The sequence below is a fragment of the Hydrogenophaga pseudoflava genome (assembly GCF_004353865.1).
Classification (GTDB): domain Bacteria; phylum Pseudomonadota; class Gammaproteobacteria; order Burkholderiales; family Burkholderiaceae_C; genus Hydrogenophaga; species Hydrogenophaga pseudoflava.
On record NZ_CP037867.1, the window covers coordinates 3,096,259 to 3,110,117 of the forward strand.

The window sequence follows — 13,859 nt, forward strand, 5'->3', positions numbered from 1 at the left end:
CGGGCATGCGCATTGCCCACCTCGCCCAACCCGGCATCCTCGAACCCATTCCCGCCCACGGGCGCTACCTCACCTGCCAGCTGCGGGTCGGCGTCGACCCGCGCGTGGTGCTCAAACGGCTGGCCAGCCGGGCCGATGGCCTGGCCACCGTGGTGGGCATCGGCGCCTCGCTGGTGCGCGAACTGGGCACCGAGGTGCCCGGCCTGAAAACCTTCTGCGGCATCGACGGTGCCCGCATCAAGCTGCCCGCCACTCCCACCGATCTGCTGGTCTGGCTGCGCGGCACCGACCGCGGCGACCTGCTGATCCGCAGCCGCCACCTGGAAACCCTGCTGGCCCCCGCCTTCGACGTGACCGGCATCACCGACGCCTTCAACCACAACCACGGCCGGGACCTCACGGGCTACGAGGACGGCACCGAGAACCCGCAGGGCGACGAGGCACTGGCCGTGGCCCTGTTGCCCGAAGAAGCTGGCGATCTGGCCGGCAGCAGTTTTGTGGCGGTGCAGCGCTGGCACCACCACATGAGCCGCTTCGAAGCCATGCCCAAGCACCAGCAGGACCACACCATCGGCCGCGAGCGGGAGAGCAACGAAGAGCTGGAAGACGCGCCCGAGTCGGCCCACGTCAAGCGCACCGCACAGGAGAGCTTCGACCCCGAGGCCTTCGTGCTGCGCCGCTCCATGCCCTGGGCGGAAGGCAACAACGGCGGCCTGGTGTTCGCCGCCTTCGGCCACTCCTTCGACGCTTTCGAAGCCCAGCTGCGGCGCATGTCGGGTGCCGAGGACGGCATCACCGATGCGCTGTTCAGCTTCTCGGAACCCCAGACCGGCGCCTATTTCTGGTGCCCGCCCGTCCGCGACGGGCTGATCGACCTGCGCGCGCTGGGCCTCTGACCGGCCATCGCCGGCCGGGTTTTCCCTCGGTCCGGGCTTGACTTTTCTCAAGTCATATACCCCCAGGGGCATACATGATCAGGTCTTCAAGATCCACCTCTGGAGACCCCCATGGCACGCATCGTCATTCTGGGCGCCGGCATCGGCGGCATGCCCATGGCCTACGAGATGAAGGCCCTCGCCCGCCCGGGCGACACCGTGACCGTCATCAGCGAAGCCCCCAAGTTCCACTTCGTGCCGTCCAACCCCTGGGTGGCGGTCGACTGGCGCCAGCGCAAGGACATCGAGGTCGACATCGCACCGGCACTCAAGCGCAAGGGCATCGAATCCATCATCCAGCGCGCCAAGCGGGTCCACCCCGAAACCAACCAGGTCGAACTGGACGACGGCAGCCGGGTGGACTACGACTACCTGGTCATCGCCACCGGGCCCAAGCTGGCGTTCGACGAAATCGAAGGTCTGGGCCCCCACGGAGGCCACACCCAATCAATCTGCCATGTGAGCCACGCCGAATCCAGCAAGCTCGCCTGGGAGGATTTCGTGAAGACCCCTGGCCCCATCGTCGTGGGTGCGGTTCAGGGCGCATCCTGCTTCGGCCCCGCCTACGAGTTCGCGATGATCATGGACACCGACCTGCGCCGCCGCAAGATCCGCGACAAGGTGCCCATGACCTTCGTGACCTCCGAGCCCTACATCGGCCACCTCGGTCTGGGCGGTGTGGGCGACTCCAAGGGCATGCTCGAATCGGCCTTCCGCCAGCGCCACATCAAGTGGATCTGCAACGCCAAGACCACCAAGGTGGAAGCGGGCCAGATGTTCGTGACCGAACACAACGACCAGGGCCAGCCCATCAAGGAGCATGTGCTGCCCTTCCAGCACAGCATGATGCTGCCCGCCTTCAAGGGCGTGGACGCGGTGTTCGGCATCGAGGGGCTGACCAACCCGCGCGGCTTCATCACCATCGACGAGCACCAGCGCAACCCGAAATTCCGGAACATCTTCAGCGTCGGTGTCTGCGTGGCCATCCCGCCGGTGGAAGCCACGCCCATCCCCTGCGGCACGCCCAAGACCGGCTACATGATCGAGTCCATGGTCACGGCCACGGCACACAACATCCGCGAACTGCTGGACGGCCAGGAGCCCACCCACAAGGCCACCTGGAACACGGTCTGCCTGGCCGACTTCGGTGACACCGGCGCCGCCTTCGTGGCCCTGCCACAGATCCCGCCGCGCAACGTGAGCTGGTTCAGCGAGGGCAAGTGGGTTCACCTGGCCAAGGTGGCCTTCGAGAAGTACTTCATGCGCAAGATGGAGAAAGGCACGTCCGAGCCGATCTACGAGAAGATCATCATGGACTTCATCGGCATCACCAAACTCAAGGCCAAGCTCACCGGCAAGTGAGCTCGGCAACCGGCCTCACTTGCCAGCGATGCCGAGCAGCTCCACCTCGAACAGCAGCGTAGCGTTGGGCGGAATCACGCCGCCCGCACCGCGCTCGCCGTAGGCGATCTGGCTCGGGCAGGTGAGCTTGGCCTTGCCGCCCACCTTCATGCGCTGCACGCCTTCGGTCCAGCAGGGAATCACGCGGCCCAGCGGGAACTCGATCGGCGTGCCGCGCGCGTAGGAGCTGTCGAACTCCTTGCCGTCGGGGAAGGTGCCCTTGTAGTGCACCTTGACCGTGTCGGCCGCCGTGGGGCTGGTGCCGCTGCCGTCCTTGAGCGAACGGTAGACCAGGCCGGTCTTGGTGACCACGGCGCCGGCTTCCTTGGCAGCGGCTTCGGTGACAGCGTTCTGGGCAGAGGCGTTCAGGGACAGCAGGCCGGCAGACAGTGCGGCGGCGCAGATCAGCAAACGGGACATGGTGGGTGTTCTTTCAGTGGGTGGAGACAGAGGGTTCGAACGGAGTTTCGTCGCGCGGCGCGCCGACATGGGCCTGGGCCATTGCCCAGACCTCGCGCGGCGGCAGGGGTTTGAGGCGGTGGTCGCTCCAGACCTGGCGCCACTTGCGCGCGCCGTGCAGGCCGTGGCGCAGACCGAGCATGTGGCTGGCGATCGAATACCAGTTCACGCCGTCTTCGGCATGGGCGCGTTCCATGTAATCGATCATGGCCAGCTCGACCGCTTCGCGGGTCGGCACCGGACGTGAGGCATCGCCATAGAAGCGCTCGTCCCAGCCCGCCATCAGCCAGGGGTTGTGGTAGGCCTCGCGGCCGATCATGGCGCCATCCACGTGCTCAAGGTGCGTGGCGATCTGGTCGTCGGTCGTGATGCCGCCGTTGACCGAAATGGTCAGCCCGGGAAAGTCCTGCTTCAGCCGGTAGGCCAGCTCGTAGCGCAGCGGCGGAATCTCGCGGTTCTCCTTGGGCGAGAGGCCCTTGAGCCAGGCGTTGCGGGCATGGACCAGAAAGACCTGGCAACCGCCCTCGGCCACCGTGCCGACGAAGTCGCGCACAAAGTCGTAACTCTCGACCTTGTCGATGCCGATGCGGTGCTTGACCGTCACCGGCACGTCCACCACATCGACCATCGCCTTCACGCAGTCGCGCACCAGCGCGGCCTCGCCCATCAGGCAGGCGCCGAAGGCGCCGCGCAGCACGCGCTCGCTCGGGCAGCCACAGTTGAGGTTGATCTCGTCGTAGCCACGGTCCTGCCCCAGCTTGGCGCACACCGCCAGATCGGCTGGCTCGCTGCCACCGAGCTGCAACGCCACCGGATGTTCCTCGTCGTTGAAGAACAGGTGCTGGGCGGCGTTGCCGTGGATCAGCGCCCCCGTGGTCACCATCTCGGTGTACAGCAGGGTGTGGCGGGTGAGCAGGCGGTGGAAGTAGCGGCAGTGACGGTCGGTCCAGCCCATCATGGGGGCGACGGACAGACGCCACATACCGAGCGACTCAGGGGAGTGGCCAACGGAGAAATTCGACATCGGGGGATTATTCCTGCGATTGTTTCAAATCGCCGACATCACTTCATTGAAGGTGTTTTACCAGTCGAACACCGCCTCCGAAATCCGGCGGTGCATCGCGCGACCACGACGCCAGGTCGATGTAAGGCGGAGCGCCGAAGGCCACCTGAAGGCTCCGGTTCGGAGACGCCGTATTGGGGGTCGACGTCCAATAGCCCCACGGCTCGGCGCCCGGAAACGCCTGCGGATCCATCGCGTAAGCAGCGTTTTCCGGAATCAAACTGTGCAACTCCTTGACGTTGGGCAGGCGCCAGCCCGACATCGTCTGTGCCCAGAGCAGTGCGTCCTGGTGCGCGAACACGTACATCACTCCCAGACAACGGGTACCGGTCCAGCGACGCCCCTCCTCGCACCGACGCCACTGCAAGCCTGTCTTGAGATCGTTGACCACGTTGTTGGCCGCATCGCCCGGGTACGCAGCCGTGCCTACGGCAAACCGGGCACCCGTGAACGGCGCTCCGCGGACCAGACGCACAGCCAGCTGGCTGTTGTGCGAGTTCCCGTTGATGTGGAGCGTTGCGATCGAACCGCCATCAAAGTGCACTGCTTTGTTGTACCAAGGTTCGACGGGAGAAGCGCTCCAGTAGGTACTGACGGTGACGCCGAACCAAGTGGGATTGAGCCTGATGCCCGTCCGGCCGAAGTCCATCAGGCCGAGCAGTTCTCCCGCGGTAGGCAAACGCCAATCGGTGAAGCCGCACAAAGCCAGCTGGTTGATCCGGGCCACGTACGCGGACGCATCGCCGACGCGCCCATCGCCGTAGTTGCTGTAGGTGTTGGCAACCGAACGCTCTCCTGAGTTGGTCTTGCCTTCCCAGACCAGCCCCGTTACCTCGTCCATCACGCAACTGCTGATCGGATAGGCGCCCACCTGGCCGTAGCTCATGGGCCGGATCTGGCTCCGGTGCCCGTCCTGCTGAGGGCTGAGGTTGATCGCGAAGCGCGAGGCGCAATCGACCATGTCATCACTGCCGACCTGGTAGCACTGGGCACCGGTCACGCCGGAATGCGGGAGTTTGTCGGACCTGGGAACCTCGGACAACACGTAATAGCCAATGCCTTCGTACCGATAGGTCTGTCCGAGGTTGGCCTCGACATGGTTCTTTTCTTCCTCACTGGCCGTGTAGAAGTGGTATCCCTTGGCCGGCAGATAGAAGCGGTGCACCGGAATGAAACCAGACCCGGAAACCTCGCTGGCGAAATACGCCGGACCGTCCAGTTGGAACTGAGGCAGTCTGGCCAGGATATCGTCCTTTTCCGTTTCACTGATCGTGTAGAAGTGGACGCCGGTTTGGCGATTGAAGAAACGGTAGACCGGACTGAGCCCTGCATCGGGCAAACCTGCGGCGGTGAACACCGCACCGTCGTAGCTGAAGAAAGGCATGTTCAACAACACGGTATTCTTCTCTGCCTCGCTGGAGGTGTAGAAGTGCGCACGGGTCGCCGAGTTGTAGAACCGATAGACCGTGACAGAAGACGTCGCAGCTTTGCGGCTAGCTGCGGGTTTGACGGTGGTCTCAACGCTTTTCAAGCGTGCCTCCGACGTCGTCCCAGCCGCGAACGCGCTGCCATCAGCAGTTTTCGGGCCTGCTTGGGCCGACACCACACCGCGCGCCGAGACCGCTTTGGAAGGCCCCTCTTCGGAGGACATATCACCCCCACCGCACGCGGACATCGCTGCGGCCACGCCCATCGCGAATATTCCAGTGCCCCAGCGCTTGCCCTCAGTAGTCCAAATGTTCGTCATATTTCCTCCCCAAAAAGGCTTAGCACAGACCATGAGGATGGCCTGCGCGCTTGTCGTCACGACCATGAAAAAAGCCCGCCGAGGCAGGCTTTCAGGAAAGCACCGGAACCTCAACCCATGTGCAATCCACCATTGACCGAGAAGTCCGCGCCGGTGGCGTAACCGCCCTCGTCGCTGGCCAGCCAGGCAATGATGGAAGCGATTTCCGAAGGTTCGCCCAGGCGCTTGACCGGCACCGTGGCGACGATCTTCTCCAGCACGTCGGGACGGATGGCCTTGACCATGTCGGTGCCGATGTAGCCCGGGCTCACGGTGTTGACCGTCACACCCTTGGTCGCCAGTTCCTGCGCCAGCGCCATCGAGAAGCCGTGCATGCCGGCCTTGGCGGCCGAGTAGTTGGTCTGACCAGCCTGGCCCTTCTCACCGTTGACCGACGAGATGTTGATGATGCGGCCCCAGCCCTTTTCCACCATGTCCGGCACGACCTGCTTGGTCACGTTGAACATGGAGTCGAGGTTGGTGTTCATCACCGCGTCCCAGTCCTCCTTGGACATCTTCAGGAACATGCGGTCCTTGGTGATGCCGGCGTTGTTGACCAGCACGTCGATGCTGCCGTGTTCGGCCTTGGCCTTGGTGAAGGCCTCGACGGTGGAATCCCAGTCACCCACGTTGCCGACCGAGGCGTAGAAGGTGTAGCCCAGCGCCTTCTGCTCGTCCAGCCACTTGTTGTAGTCGCGGGTGGGGCCGCAGCCGGCGATGACCTTGAAGCCGTCCTTGTGCAGGCGCTGGCAGATTGCGGTACCGATGCCCCCCATGCCGCCGGTGACGTATGCGACTTTCTGACTCATGTGTGTGCTCCTCTAGGTGGTGCCGTGTGGCGAAAAAGTGGTGGGTATCAGGCGCGTTCAACAGCAAGGGAAACGCCCATGCCGCCGCCGATGCACAGCGCGGCCAGGCCCTTTTTGGCGCCGCTGCGCTGCATCTCGTGCAGCAGCGTCACCAGGATGCGGCAGCCGGACGCACCGATGGGGTGGCCGATCGCGATGGCACCACCGTTGACGTTGACCTTGGCCGGATCGATGTCCAGCGCCTTGTTGACCGCGCAGGCCTGGGCGGCAAAGGCCTCGTTGAGTTCGAACAGATCGACATCCGACGCCTTCCAGCCGGCGCGGGCCAGGGCCTTTTGCGACGCCGGCACCGGTCCCATGCCCATGGTGGCCGGGTCCAGGCCGCTGGTGCCGAAGGCGGCGATGCGCGCCAGCGGCGTCAGGCCCAGGGCGGCTGCCTTCTTGGCCGTCATCACCATCACGGCGGCGGCACCGTCGTTGATGCCGGAGGCGTTGCCCGCGGTCACGGAACCTGCCTTGTCGAAAGCGGGGCGCAGACCAGCGAGAGCTTCGGCGCTGGTCTTCTTGTTGATGAACTCATCGCTGTTGAACACCAGCGGATCGCCCTTGCGCTGCGGGATCAGCACGTCAACGATCTCATCCTTGAACTTGCCGGCGTCCTGCGCAGCGGAGGCTTTCTGCTGGCTGCCCAGCGCCAGGGCGTCCTGCATCTCGCGGGTGATGCCGTGGGCCTTGGCCACGTTTTCGGCGGTGATGCCCATGTGGTACTGGTTGTAGACGTCCCACAGGCCGTCGACGATCATGGTGTCGGTCATCTTCCAGTCGCCCATGCGCTGGCCGTCGCGGCTGCCATTGAGCACGTGCGGGCTGGCGCTCATGTTTTCCTGACCACCGGCGATCACGATCTCGCTGTCGCCCCAGGCCACGGCCTGAGCGGCCAGCATCACGGCCTTCAGGCCCGAGCCGCAGACGGCGTTGATGGTCAGCGCCGGCGTTTCCCTGGCCAGACCGGCCTTCATCATGGCTTGGCGGGCTGGGTTCTGGCCACAGCCAGCGGCCAGCACCTGGCCCATGATGACTTCGCCGATTGCATCGGTGGGCAGACCAGTGCGTGCCAGCAGCCCCTTGATGACGATGCTGCCGAGTTCGGTGGCCGGCGTCTTGGCCAGCGATCCGCCGAACTTGCCGACGGCGGTGCGGGCGGCGGAAACGATGACGATGTCTTCCATGTGGTTCTCCTTGAAGGGTGGGTGCAGCAAAGTTTGGGGTTTGCGTTCAGCCATGAACGCAAACGGTCAGGACGTTCAGGCCTTGGCCTTCACATAGCGGCCAGGCGCCGGCTCGATGGCCGCATACGCCTTGCCTCTGCCATAGGTCTTGGGCGCAGCAATTTGCTTGCCAGCCAGGGGTTTGAGCCAGGCGGCCCAGTCGGTCCACCAGCTGCCCTTGTGTTCGGTGGCGCCGTCGATCCACTCGTTCACATCGGCCGGGAACTGGCCAGCCGGTCCGGTCCAGTGGCTGCGTTTGCCGGCGGCGGGCGGGTTGATCACACCGGCGATGTGACCCGAAGCACCCATGACGAAGCGCTTCTTGCCGGGGAACACCTGGGTGCTGGCATAGGCGCCACCGATCGGAACGATGTGGTCCTCGCGAGAGCCGTAGATGTAGACCGGCAGCTTGACCTTGCGGAAGTCCACCTTCTGCCCGCAGACCGTGGTCTTGCCGGGCTTGACGAGGTTGTTCTCCAGGTACATGTTGCGCAGGTACCAGGCGTAGTACGGGCCGGGCAGGTTGGTCGCGTCGGAGTTCCAGTACAGCAAATCGAACGGCGGCGGCGACTCGCCCTTGAGGTAGTTGCCGACCACGTAGTTCCAGACCAGGTCGTTCGGTCGCAGGAAGCTGAACGTGGTGGCCAGGTCGCGGCCCGGCATCAGCCCACCCTGGGCAAACTGCATCTCGCGCATCTTGACGAACGGCTCGTCGATGAACACGTCCAGGATGCCCGTGTCGGTGAAGTCCACCAGTGTGGTCAGGAAGGTGGCGCTGTGCACCCGCTCCTCGCCGCGCGCAGCCAGAACGGCCAGCGCATTGCTCAGCATGGTGCCGCCCACACAGAAGCCCAGGGCATTGATCTGCTCGGCGCCGGTGATGTCCTGCGTGGTGGTGATCGCCTTGATGACGGCGTCTTCGATGTAGTCGTCCCAGGTCTTGTCCGCCAGCGAGGCGTCCGGATTGCGCCAGCTCACCACGAAGGTGCGGTTGCCCTGCTCGACGCAGTAGCGGATGAATGAGTTGGTCGGCTGCAGGTCGAGGATGTAGAACTTGTTGATGCAGGGTGGCACCAGCAGGAACGGACGCTCGTAGACCTTGGCCGTCAGCGGCTTGTATTCGATGAGTTGGAACAGCTCGTTCTCGAACACCACGGCGCCTTCGGTGGTGGCGACGTTCTTGCCCACCTCGAACACGCTCTCGTCGGTCATCGACACGTGGCCCTGCTTGATGTCGTGCAGCAGGTTGGCCACGCCCTTGGCAATGCTCTCGCCCTGGGTCTCGATGGCCTTCTTCTGCGCCTCGGCGTTGAAGGCCAGGAAGTTGCTCGGCGCGCTGGCGTCGATCCACTGCTGGACCGCAAAGCGCACCCGCGTGCGGGTCTTGGCATCGCCTTCGACCGCATCGGCCAGTGCCATCAGCGTGCGGGCGTTGAGCAGGTACACAGCCGCCGTGTAGGAGGCCACGGGGTTGTTGCCCCAGGACTCGTCCGCGAAGCGCCGGTCCCCTTTGGGCTGGACCGTCGGCCCCTGGTTCCACAGGCCGGCCACATCCTTGAGGTACTGGTTCTGGATCTCGATCAGCTTGGCCGGATCAAAACGGACCTGGTGTCCCGTGGTCTGGGCCAGCAGGTCACCCATCCCGGGCAACTGCCCCATCTGCGGCATCGGCATGCCAAACGGATGGGCCACACCGGCCTGCGGCATGAAGGCCTTGAACGCTGCGAAGGGATCAGGGGAAGTGGGGGAGCCCTGCGCCGCCCCGGGAAAGGCCTGTGCGGCCTGTGTCCACTGCTGGATGAGCTGGTTCTGGAACTGCTCGGCCGCCTGCAGCCAGTCGGGCTGCGGTGTCTTACCAGATGTCATGCAAGTCTCCGATGTTTGTCCTGCGGCTTATTATCAAGTCCTCATGGGCTTGAGGCCGGGTTTTCCCTAGTGTCGGTCTGCTCACTTCCAACAAACTGACAACAAACTTCCCGGTCGCAGGTCGCTATGTATCTGGTTGTGATCGCTTGGCTCTATGTGGTGCTGATGATGTCGGTGGCCGAAGCCACTGGCACCAACGGCTCTTTTCTTGGAGCCATTGTGACCTTTTTTCTTTACGGTTTAGTGCCGCTTTCATTGGTGGTTTACCTGATGCTCACGCCGCAACGGCGCAAGGGCATCCGGGAGCGCGAGGCGGCCGAGGAAGCACGGCGCCAGCAGGCGGTTTCAGACCTTCCAGATGCTGGCGGCCATGCGGCCGGTGCTGCCGAGCCGGGCGGCGTCCCGGCGGTGGGAAAAGAACCGTGACGACTGGGTAACGGTGCACCAGGCATCGCCGCCGTCGTTGCCGAATACCTGGGTCACCCCCATCGCGCCCAGACGCAGGCGCGCCAGGGCCGGCAGGTCGGCCAGATACTTGCCTTCCGCGGGCAATGCCTCAAAACACCGCACGGCGTCGTGGTCGACCGTCAAGAACGCCTCGCGCACCTCTGCACCGACTTCGAAAGCCTTGGGACCAATACAAGGCCCCAGCCACACCAGCGGTGACGCCGTCGTTGCAGACAAGGCCCGCAAGGCCCGAAAAGTGGCCTCCAGAATGCCGTGGCCGTCCTGGCCCGCGAGTCCGCGCCAGCCGGCATGAGACGCGGCCACCGCCGATCCGTCGGGCAGGCACCAGAGCACCGGCAGGCAGTCGGCCACCATCACGGTACAGGCCACGCCAGCGTGTTCGGTCAGGCAGGCATCGGCCTCGGTGCCATCGGGGGTGGTGCCATGGAGCGCGGAGACCTCCACGCCATGGATCTGGGACAGGAAGACGGGGCGCGCTCCCATGGCTTCCCGCAGGCGATGGCGGTTGGTGGCCACCGCCGCCGGGTCGTCCCGCACGTGGTCACCGAGGTTGAAACTGTCGAAGGGCGGCTCCGAGACCCCACCGGCCCGCGTCGTGAACAGCGCGCGGATGCCTGCGGGCGCCGGCCAGTCGGGCACCAGCCATTCGGAAGGCCATTCCATCAGGGTTCGTTGTCCGGGCAGGCCGAAGGCTGGGCCTGCTGGAACGCGGGCAGCGCCATGCAGGCCTCGAACGCCGCCATGGTGCGCGGCAGACCGTCCATGGGCGTGTTGAAACGCTGTCCGTTGAAGATCTGCGGCACCAGGCAGCAGTCGGCCAGGGTCGGCGTGTCGCCACAGCAGTAGCGGCCTGCGGGCAGTTGGTTCAGCTGGCGCTCGAAGGCCTCCAGACCGGTGCGCACCCAGTGGCGGTACCAGGTGTTCTTGGCTTCTTCATCGACCTTGAGCGTGCCCGCGAGGTACTTGAGCACACGCAGGTTGTTGATCGGGTGGATCTCGCAGGCGATCGACTGCGCCAGCGCGCGCACCCGGGCGCGACCGATGGCATCGCCGGGCACCAGTGCCGGCTCGGGATGGGTCTCGTCGAGGTACTCGATGATGGCCATGGACTGCGACAGGCGCGTGCCGTCGTCCAGCTCCAGCAGAGGCACCAGACCGTCGGCGGCGATGTCGGCGTACGCAGACTTTTTGTGTTCACCCTTGGCCAGGTGCACCGGCACATAGTCATAGGCAATGCCTTTGAGCGCCAGCGCGATGCGCACGCGGAAGGACGCAGAGGAGCGGAAGTAGTTGTAGAGCTTCATGGTGCAAGCATAAGGGGATGTCAGAGGCCGCGCAGCCGTGCGGCCACGGCCGGAACGATGCTCACGGCGTTGCTGGGATGAGGGATGCAGTCGGTGCTCCAGAGGCGGTCCACGCCTGCTTCCCGGATCAGCGCCACAGCGCCTTCGGCAAACAGCGCGTGCGTCACCGCCACGTCGACCGACGCCGCACCGGCCTCGCGCAGCAGCGCGGCCGCGCGCGCCAGCGTGTGGCCCGAACTGGCCACATCGTCCATCAGCACCACCGCCCTGCCCCGAACCGCCAGCGTGGGCAGCTCGATGTCGACCTCGCGGTCGCCGTGGCGGGTCTTGCGGCACACGCCGTGCTCCCAGCCGTGGCGCCGGGCCGCCTGCGCCACCCATTGCAGCGACTCTTCGTCGGGCCCGATCAACAGCACATCGGCGGTGCACTGGGTGGCGATGTGGTCCGACAGCAGCGGCGCACCGTCGAGCACCATGGCGTCCCGCACGGGAATCGCCTCCTGCAGCGTGGCCACACGGTGCAGGTGCGGATCGACCGTGATCACCGCATCGAACAGGTCCGCCAGAAACGCCCCGACGATGCGCTGGCTCACCGCCTCGCCCGGGTTGAATGCGATGTCCTGCCGCATGTACGCCAGATAGGGTGCCACCAGGGTCAGGTGTTGCGCGCCGAGCGTTCGTGCCGCGTGGGCCACCAGCATCAGCTCCACCAGCTTTTCGTTGGGCTGGTGCAGGCCGCGCCAGACCACCACGCGCGGCGGCAGCGCCGCGGGCAGACGCACCTTCACCTCGCCATCGGGGAAGCGGTGCCGCTCCACGACCGCGAGCGCCAGGCCCGTATGGTTGGCGCAGGCCTGCGCCACCGTGCGCTCGTCGTCGAAACACAGCAGCACGCCCGACAAAGGAACAGAAGACATCAGGACTCCACAAAAACCTGGGGAATCTGGGCGGCCGTGCCCAGGGAGATACCACAGTGCCGGTCGACCGCGTGGCGTGCGAAGTGCAGGTCGGAAGGGTAGTCGGCGTGGATGCGGTAGAGCACTTGGCCGGCGCGCACCGTGTCGCCCAGCCTACACAACAGGTCCACGCCCGCGCCCTTGACCTTGGGCGCGCCGGCCAGTCGCGCGATCTGGGCGATCTGCAGGTTGTCGATGCCGATCACGACGCCGTCGGTGGCCGCGGGCACCTCCAGGGTCAGCGCCCCGAGCGCGGGATGGTGGTGGTCGAAACCGTGCGAGCCCTGCGCCGCGATGATGGCCTGCATGCGGCTGAGCGCCCGGCCCGACTCCAGGATGTCGCGCGCGATCGCATAGCCCTGCCCTCCGCGCACGTCCGGGCTGCATTCGATGAGGCGACCCGCCAGTCGCAGCGACTTCTGTCGCAGGTCGGCGGGCGCCTCGGGGTCGTTTTCGAGCACGCGCATCACGTCCCGCGCCTCCAGCGCCGGCCCGATGCCGCGGCCCACCGGCTGGCGGCCATCGGTGATGACCACGTCCAGCGACAGGTGCAGGCGCTGCGCCACGTACTCGAACAGGCGGCGCAGCTTCTGCGCCTCGGGCATGGAGCGCACCTTGGCGGTGGGGCCGATGGGAATGTCCAGCACCAGGTGCGTCGCACCCGCCGCCATCTTCTTGGACAGGATGGAGGCCACCATCTGCCCGGGCGAATCGAGCGCCAGCGGCCGCTCGACCGAGATCAGCACATCGTCGGCGGGCGACAGGTCGGCCGTGCCGCCCCAAGCCAGACAGCCCCGGTGGTCGCGCACGATGTCGGTCAGCCGGTCGAACGGCAGCTCGACATTGGCCAGCACCTCCATGGTGTCGGCCGTGCCGGCCGGCGAGGTGATGGCGCGCGAGGAGGTCTTGGGAAAAACCAGGCCATAGGCGGCCACGATCGGCACCACCAGCATCGAGGTGCGGTTGCCCGGGATGCCGCCGATGCAGTGCTTGTCCACCACCAGCGACTCGCGCCAGTCCAGCCGCCGTCCGCTGGCCACCATCGCCTCGGTCAGGAACGAGACTTCCTCGCGGTCGAGTTCGCTGCGGTTGCAGGCCACGACGAAGGCCGTCAGCTCGATCTTGGAATAGCGGTGGCGGGCGATGTCGCCGACGATGGCGTGGAAGTCGTCGCGGCTGAGCCGCTCGCCATTGATCTTGCGGAACAGCGCCGGAATCGAGGCCGGCGGCTCCGCCTGCGTCACCGACGCCGGATGGCCCTCGGGCACCTCCAGCTGCGCAAATGCGTCCTCGGACACGCCGATCTGCTGGCAGCCCACCAGCGCCGGGTCATCGACCACGTTGAGCGTGGCCAGGATGCTGCGCCCGTTGGCGCGCACCTCGACCTTGGACAAGGCCTGGAAGCCCTCGGCCCGCACCACCGCGCAGTCCCGGTGCAGATAGGCCACGTTTTCGCGCCAGGTGTCGATCGCCACGCGGCGCAGGGTCAGCCCGGCGCCTGCGCCGGGAGTGGTTGTCTCTGGTGTCTCCATGGCTCCACGATA

General features: G+C 65.7%; 13 protein-coding genes. 3 read left to right on the forward strand and 10 right to left on the reverse strand.

What is annotated here, in order from left to right; genetic code table 11:
* The first annotated feature begins 5 nt into the window (after nt 1-5).
* Both HPF_RS14805 and HPF_RS14810 read left to right on the forward strand, forming a co-directional pair.
* Nucleotides 6-896, forward strand: a complete 891-nt coding sequence (locus HPF_RS14805) for a Dyp-type peroxidase (protein WP_127806984.1) — start codon at nt 6-8, stop codon at nt 894-896.
* 111 nt (nt 897-1,007) lie between these two features.
* A complete protein-coding gene (locus HPF_RS14810) occupies nt 1,008-2,297 on the forward strand; it encodes an NAD(P)/FAD-dependent oxidoreductase (RefSeq protein ID WP_133157024.1) in 1,290 nt (429 codons plus the stop codon).
* A 15-nt stretch (nt 2,298-2,312) separates the two neighbouring features.
* On the opposite strand, the gene HPF_RS14815 is transcribed toward HPF_RS14810, so the two are convergent.
* From HPF_RS14815 to HPF_RS14840, 6 genes are all read right to left on the reverse strand, one after another.
* On the reverse strand, nt 2,313-2,756 hold the full coding sequence (locus tag HPF_RS14815; RefSeq protein ID WP_133157025.1) for an FKBP-type peptidyl-prolyl cis-trans isomerase: 444 nt from the start codon (nt 2,754-2,756) through the stop codon (nt 2,313-2,315).
* Nucleotides 2,757-2,769: 13 nt separating this feature from the next.
* Entirely contained in the window at nt 2,770-3,777 is a 1,008-nt protein-coding gene (dusA, locus tag HPF_RS14820; RefSeq protein ID WP_133157026.1) for a tRNA dihydrouridine(20/20a) synthase DusA, read from the reverse strand.
* 85 nt (nt 3,778-3,862) lie between these two features.
* Nucleotides 3,863-5,509: a DUF1566 domain-containing protein gene (locus tag HPF_RS14825; protein ID WP_165961713.1), complete on the reverse strand. Its 1,647-nt coding sequence runs from the start codon at nt 5,507-5,509 to the stop codon at nt 3,863-3,865.
* 206 nt (nt 5,510-5,715) lie between these two features.
* Nucleotides 5,716-6,453, reverse strand: coding sequence for an acetoacetyl-CoA reductase (gene phbB / locus HPF_RS14830; RefSeq protein ID WP_133157028.1), 738 nt, complete (start codon nt 6,451-6,453; stop codon nt 5,716-5,718).
* A 47-nt stretch (nt 6,454-6,500) separates the two neighbouring features.
* Complete coding sequence (locus HPF_RS14835; protein WP_133157029.1) at nt 6,501-7,682, reverse strand: acetyl-CoA C-acetyltransferase; 1,182 nt, start codon at nt 7,680-7,682, stop codon at nt 6,501-6,503.
* Nucleotides 7,683-7,757: 75 nt separating this feature from the next.
* A complete protein-coding gene (locus tag HPF_RS14840; protein WP_133157030.1) occupies nt 7,758-9,587 on the reverse strand; it encodes a PHA/PHB synthase family protein in 1,830 nt (609 codons plus the stop codon).
* Between the two features lie 126 nt (nt 9,588-9,713).
* On the opposite strand from HPF_RS14840, the gene HPF_RS14845 reads away from it, so the two are divergent.
* The gene (locus HPF_RS14845; protein ID WP_133157031.1) at nt 9,714-10,013 is read left to right on the forward strand and encodes a hypothetical protein; all 300 of its coding nucleotides are present in this window, start codon (nt 9,714-9,716) and stop codon (nt 10,011-10,013) included.
* On the opposite strand, the gene pgeF is transcribed toward HPF_RS14845, so the two are convergent.
* The 4 genes from pgeF to HPF_RS14865 are packed head-to-tail and all read right to left on the reverse strand — an operon-like array spanning nt 9,933 to nt 13,847.
* On the reverse strand, nt 9,933-10,718 hold the full coding sequence (gene pgeF / locus HPF_RS14850; protein ID WP_133157032.1) for a peptidoglycan editing factor PgeF: 786 nt from the start codon (nt 10,716-10,718) through the stop codon (nt 9,933-9,935). The genes HPF_RS14845 and pgeF overlap by 81 nt on opposite strands.
* Nucleotides 10,718-11,359: a maleylacetoacetate isomerase gene (gene maiA / locus HPF_RS14855; RefSeq protein ID WP_133157033.1), complete on the reverse strand. Its 642-nt coding sequence runs from the start codon at nt 11,357-11,359 to the stop codon at nt 10,718-10,720. The genes pgeF and maiA overlap by 1 nt, the downstream gene beginning before the upstream one ends.
* A gap of 20 nt (nt 11,360-11,379) precedes the next feature.
* Nucleotides 11,380-12,276: a ribose-phosphate diphosphokinase gene (locus HPF_RS14860; protein WP_133157034.1), complete on the reverse strand. Its 897-nt coding sequence runs from the start codon at nt 12,274-12,276 to the stop codon at nt 11,380-11,382.
* Nucleotides 12,276-13,847 (reverse strand): thymidine phosphorylase family protein, encoded by a 1,572-nt coding sequence (locus tag HPF_RS14865; protein WP_066151450.1) that lies wholly within the window; start codon nt 13,845-13,847, stop codon nt 12,276-12,278. The genes HPF_RS14860 and HPF_RS14865 overlap by 1 nt, the downstream gene beginning before the upstream one ends.
* Between the last annotated feature and the right edge of the window lie 12 nt (nt 13,848-13,859).

Coding starts and splice junctions, on each gene's coding strand:
- pgeF (WP_133157032.1), bottom strand. CDS start 10,718: ATGGAATGGCCTTCCGAATGGCTGGTGCCCGACTGGCCGGCGCCCGCA.
- HPF_RS14840 (WP_133157030.1), bottom strand. CDS start 9,587: ATGACATCTGGTAAGACACCGCAGCCCGACTGGCTGCAGGCGGCCGAG.
- dusA (WP_133157026.1), bottom strand. CDS start 3,777: ATGTGGCGTCTGTCCGTCGCCCCCATGATGGGCTGGACCGACCGTCAC.
- HPF_RS14815 (WP_133157025.1), bottom strand. CDS start 2,756: ATGTCCCGTTTGCTGATCTGCGCCGCCGCACTGTCTGCCGGCCTGCTG.
- HPF_RS14835 (WP_133157029.1), bottom strand. CDS start 7,682: ATGGAAGACATCGTCATCGTTTCCGCCGCCCGCACCGCCGTCGGCAAG.
- HPF_RS14825 (WP_165961713.1), bottom strand. CDS start 5,509: ATGTCCTCCGAAGAGGGGCCTTCCAAAGCGGTCTCGGCGCGCGGTGTG.
- HPF_RS14865 (WP_066151450.1), bottom strand. CDS start 13,847: ATGGAGACACCAGAGACAACCACTCCCGGCGCAGGCGCCGGGCTGACC.
- HPF_RS14860 (WP_133157034.1), bottom strand. CDS start 12,276: ATGTCTTCTGTTCCTTTGTCGGGCGTGCTGCTGTGTTTCGACGACGAG.
- maiA (WP_133157033.1), bottom strand. CDS start 11,359: ATGAAGCTCTACAACTACTTCCGCTCCTCTGCGTCCTTCCGCGTGCGC.
- HPF_RS14805 (WP_127806984.1), top strand. CDS start 6: ATGCGCATTGCCCACCTCGCCCAACCCGGCATCCTCGAACCCATTCCC.
- phbB (WP_133157028.1), bottom strand. CDS start 6,453: ATGAGTCAGAAAGTCGCATACGTCACCGGCGGCATGGGGGGCATCGGT.
- HPF_RS14810 (WP_133157024.1), top strand. CDS start 1,008: ATGGCACGCATCGTCATTCTGGGCGCCGGCATCGGCGGCATGCCCATG.
- HPF_RS14845 (WP_133157031.1), top strand. CDS start 9,714: ATGTATCTGGTTGTGATCGCTTGGCTCTATGTGGTGCTGATGATGTCG.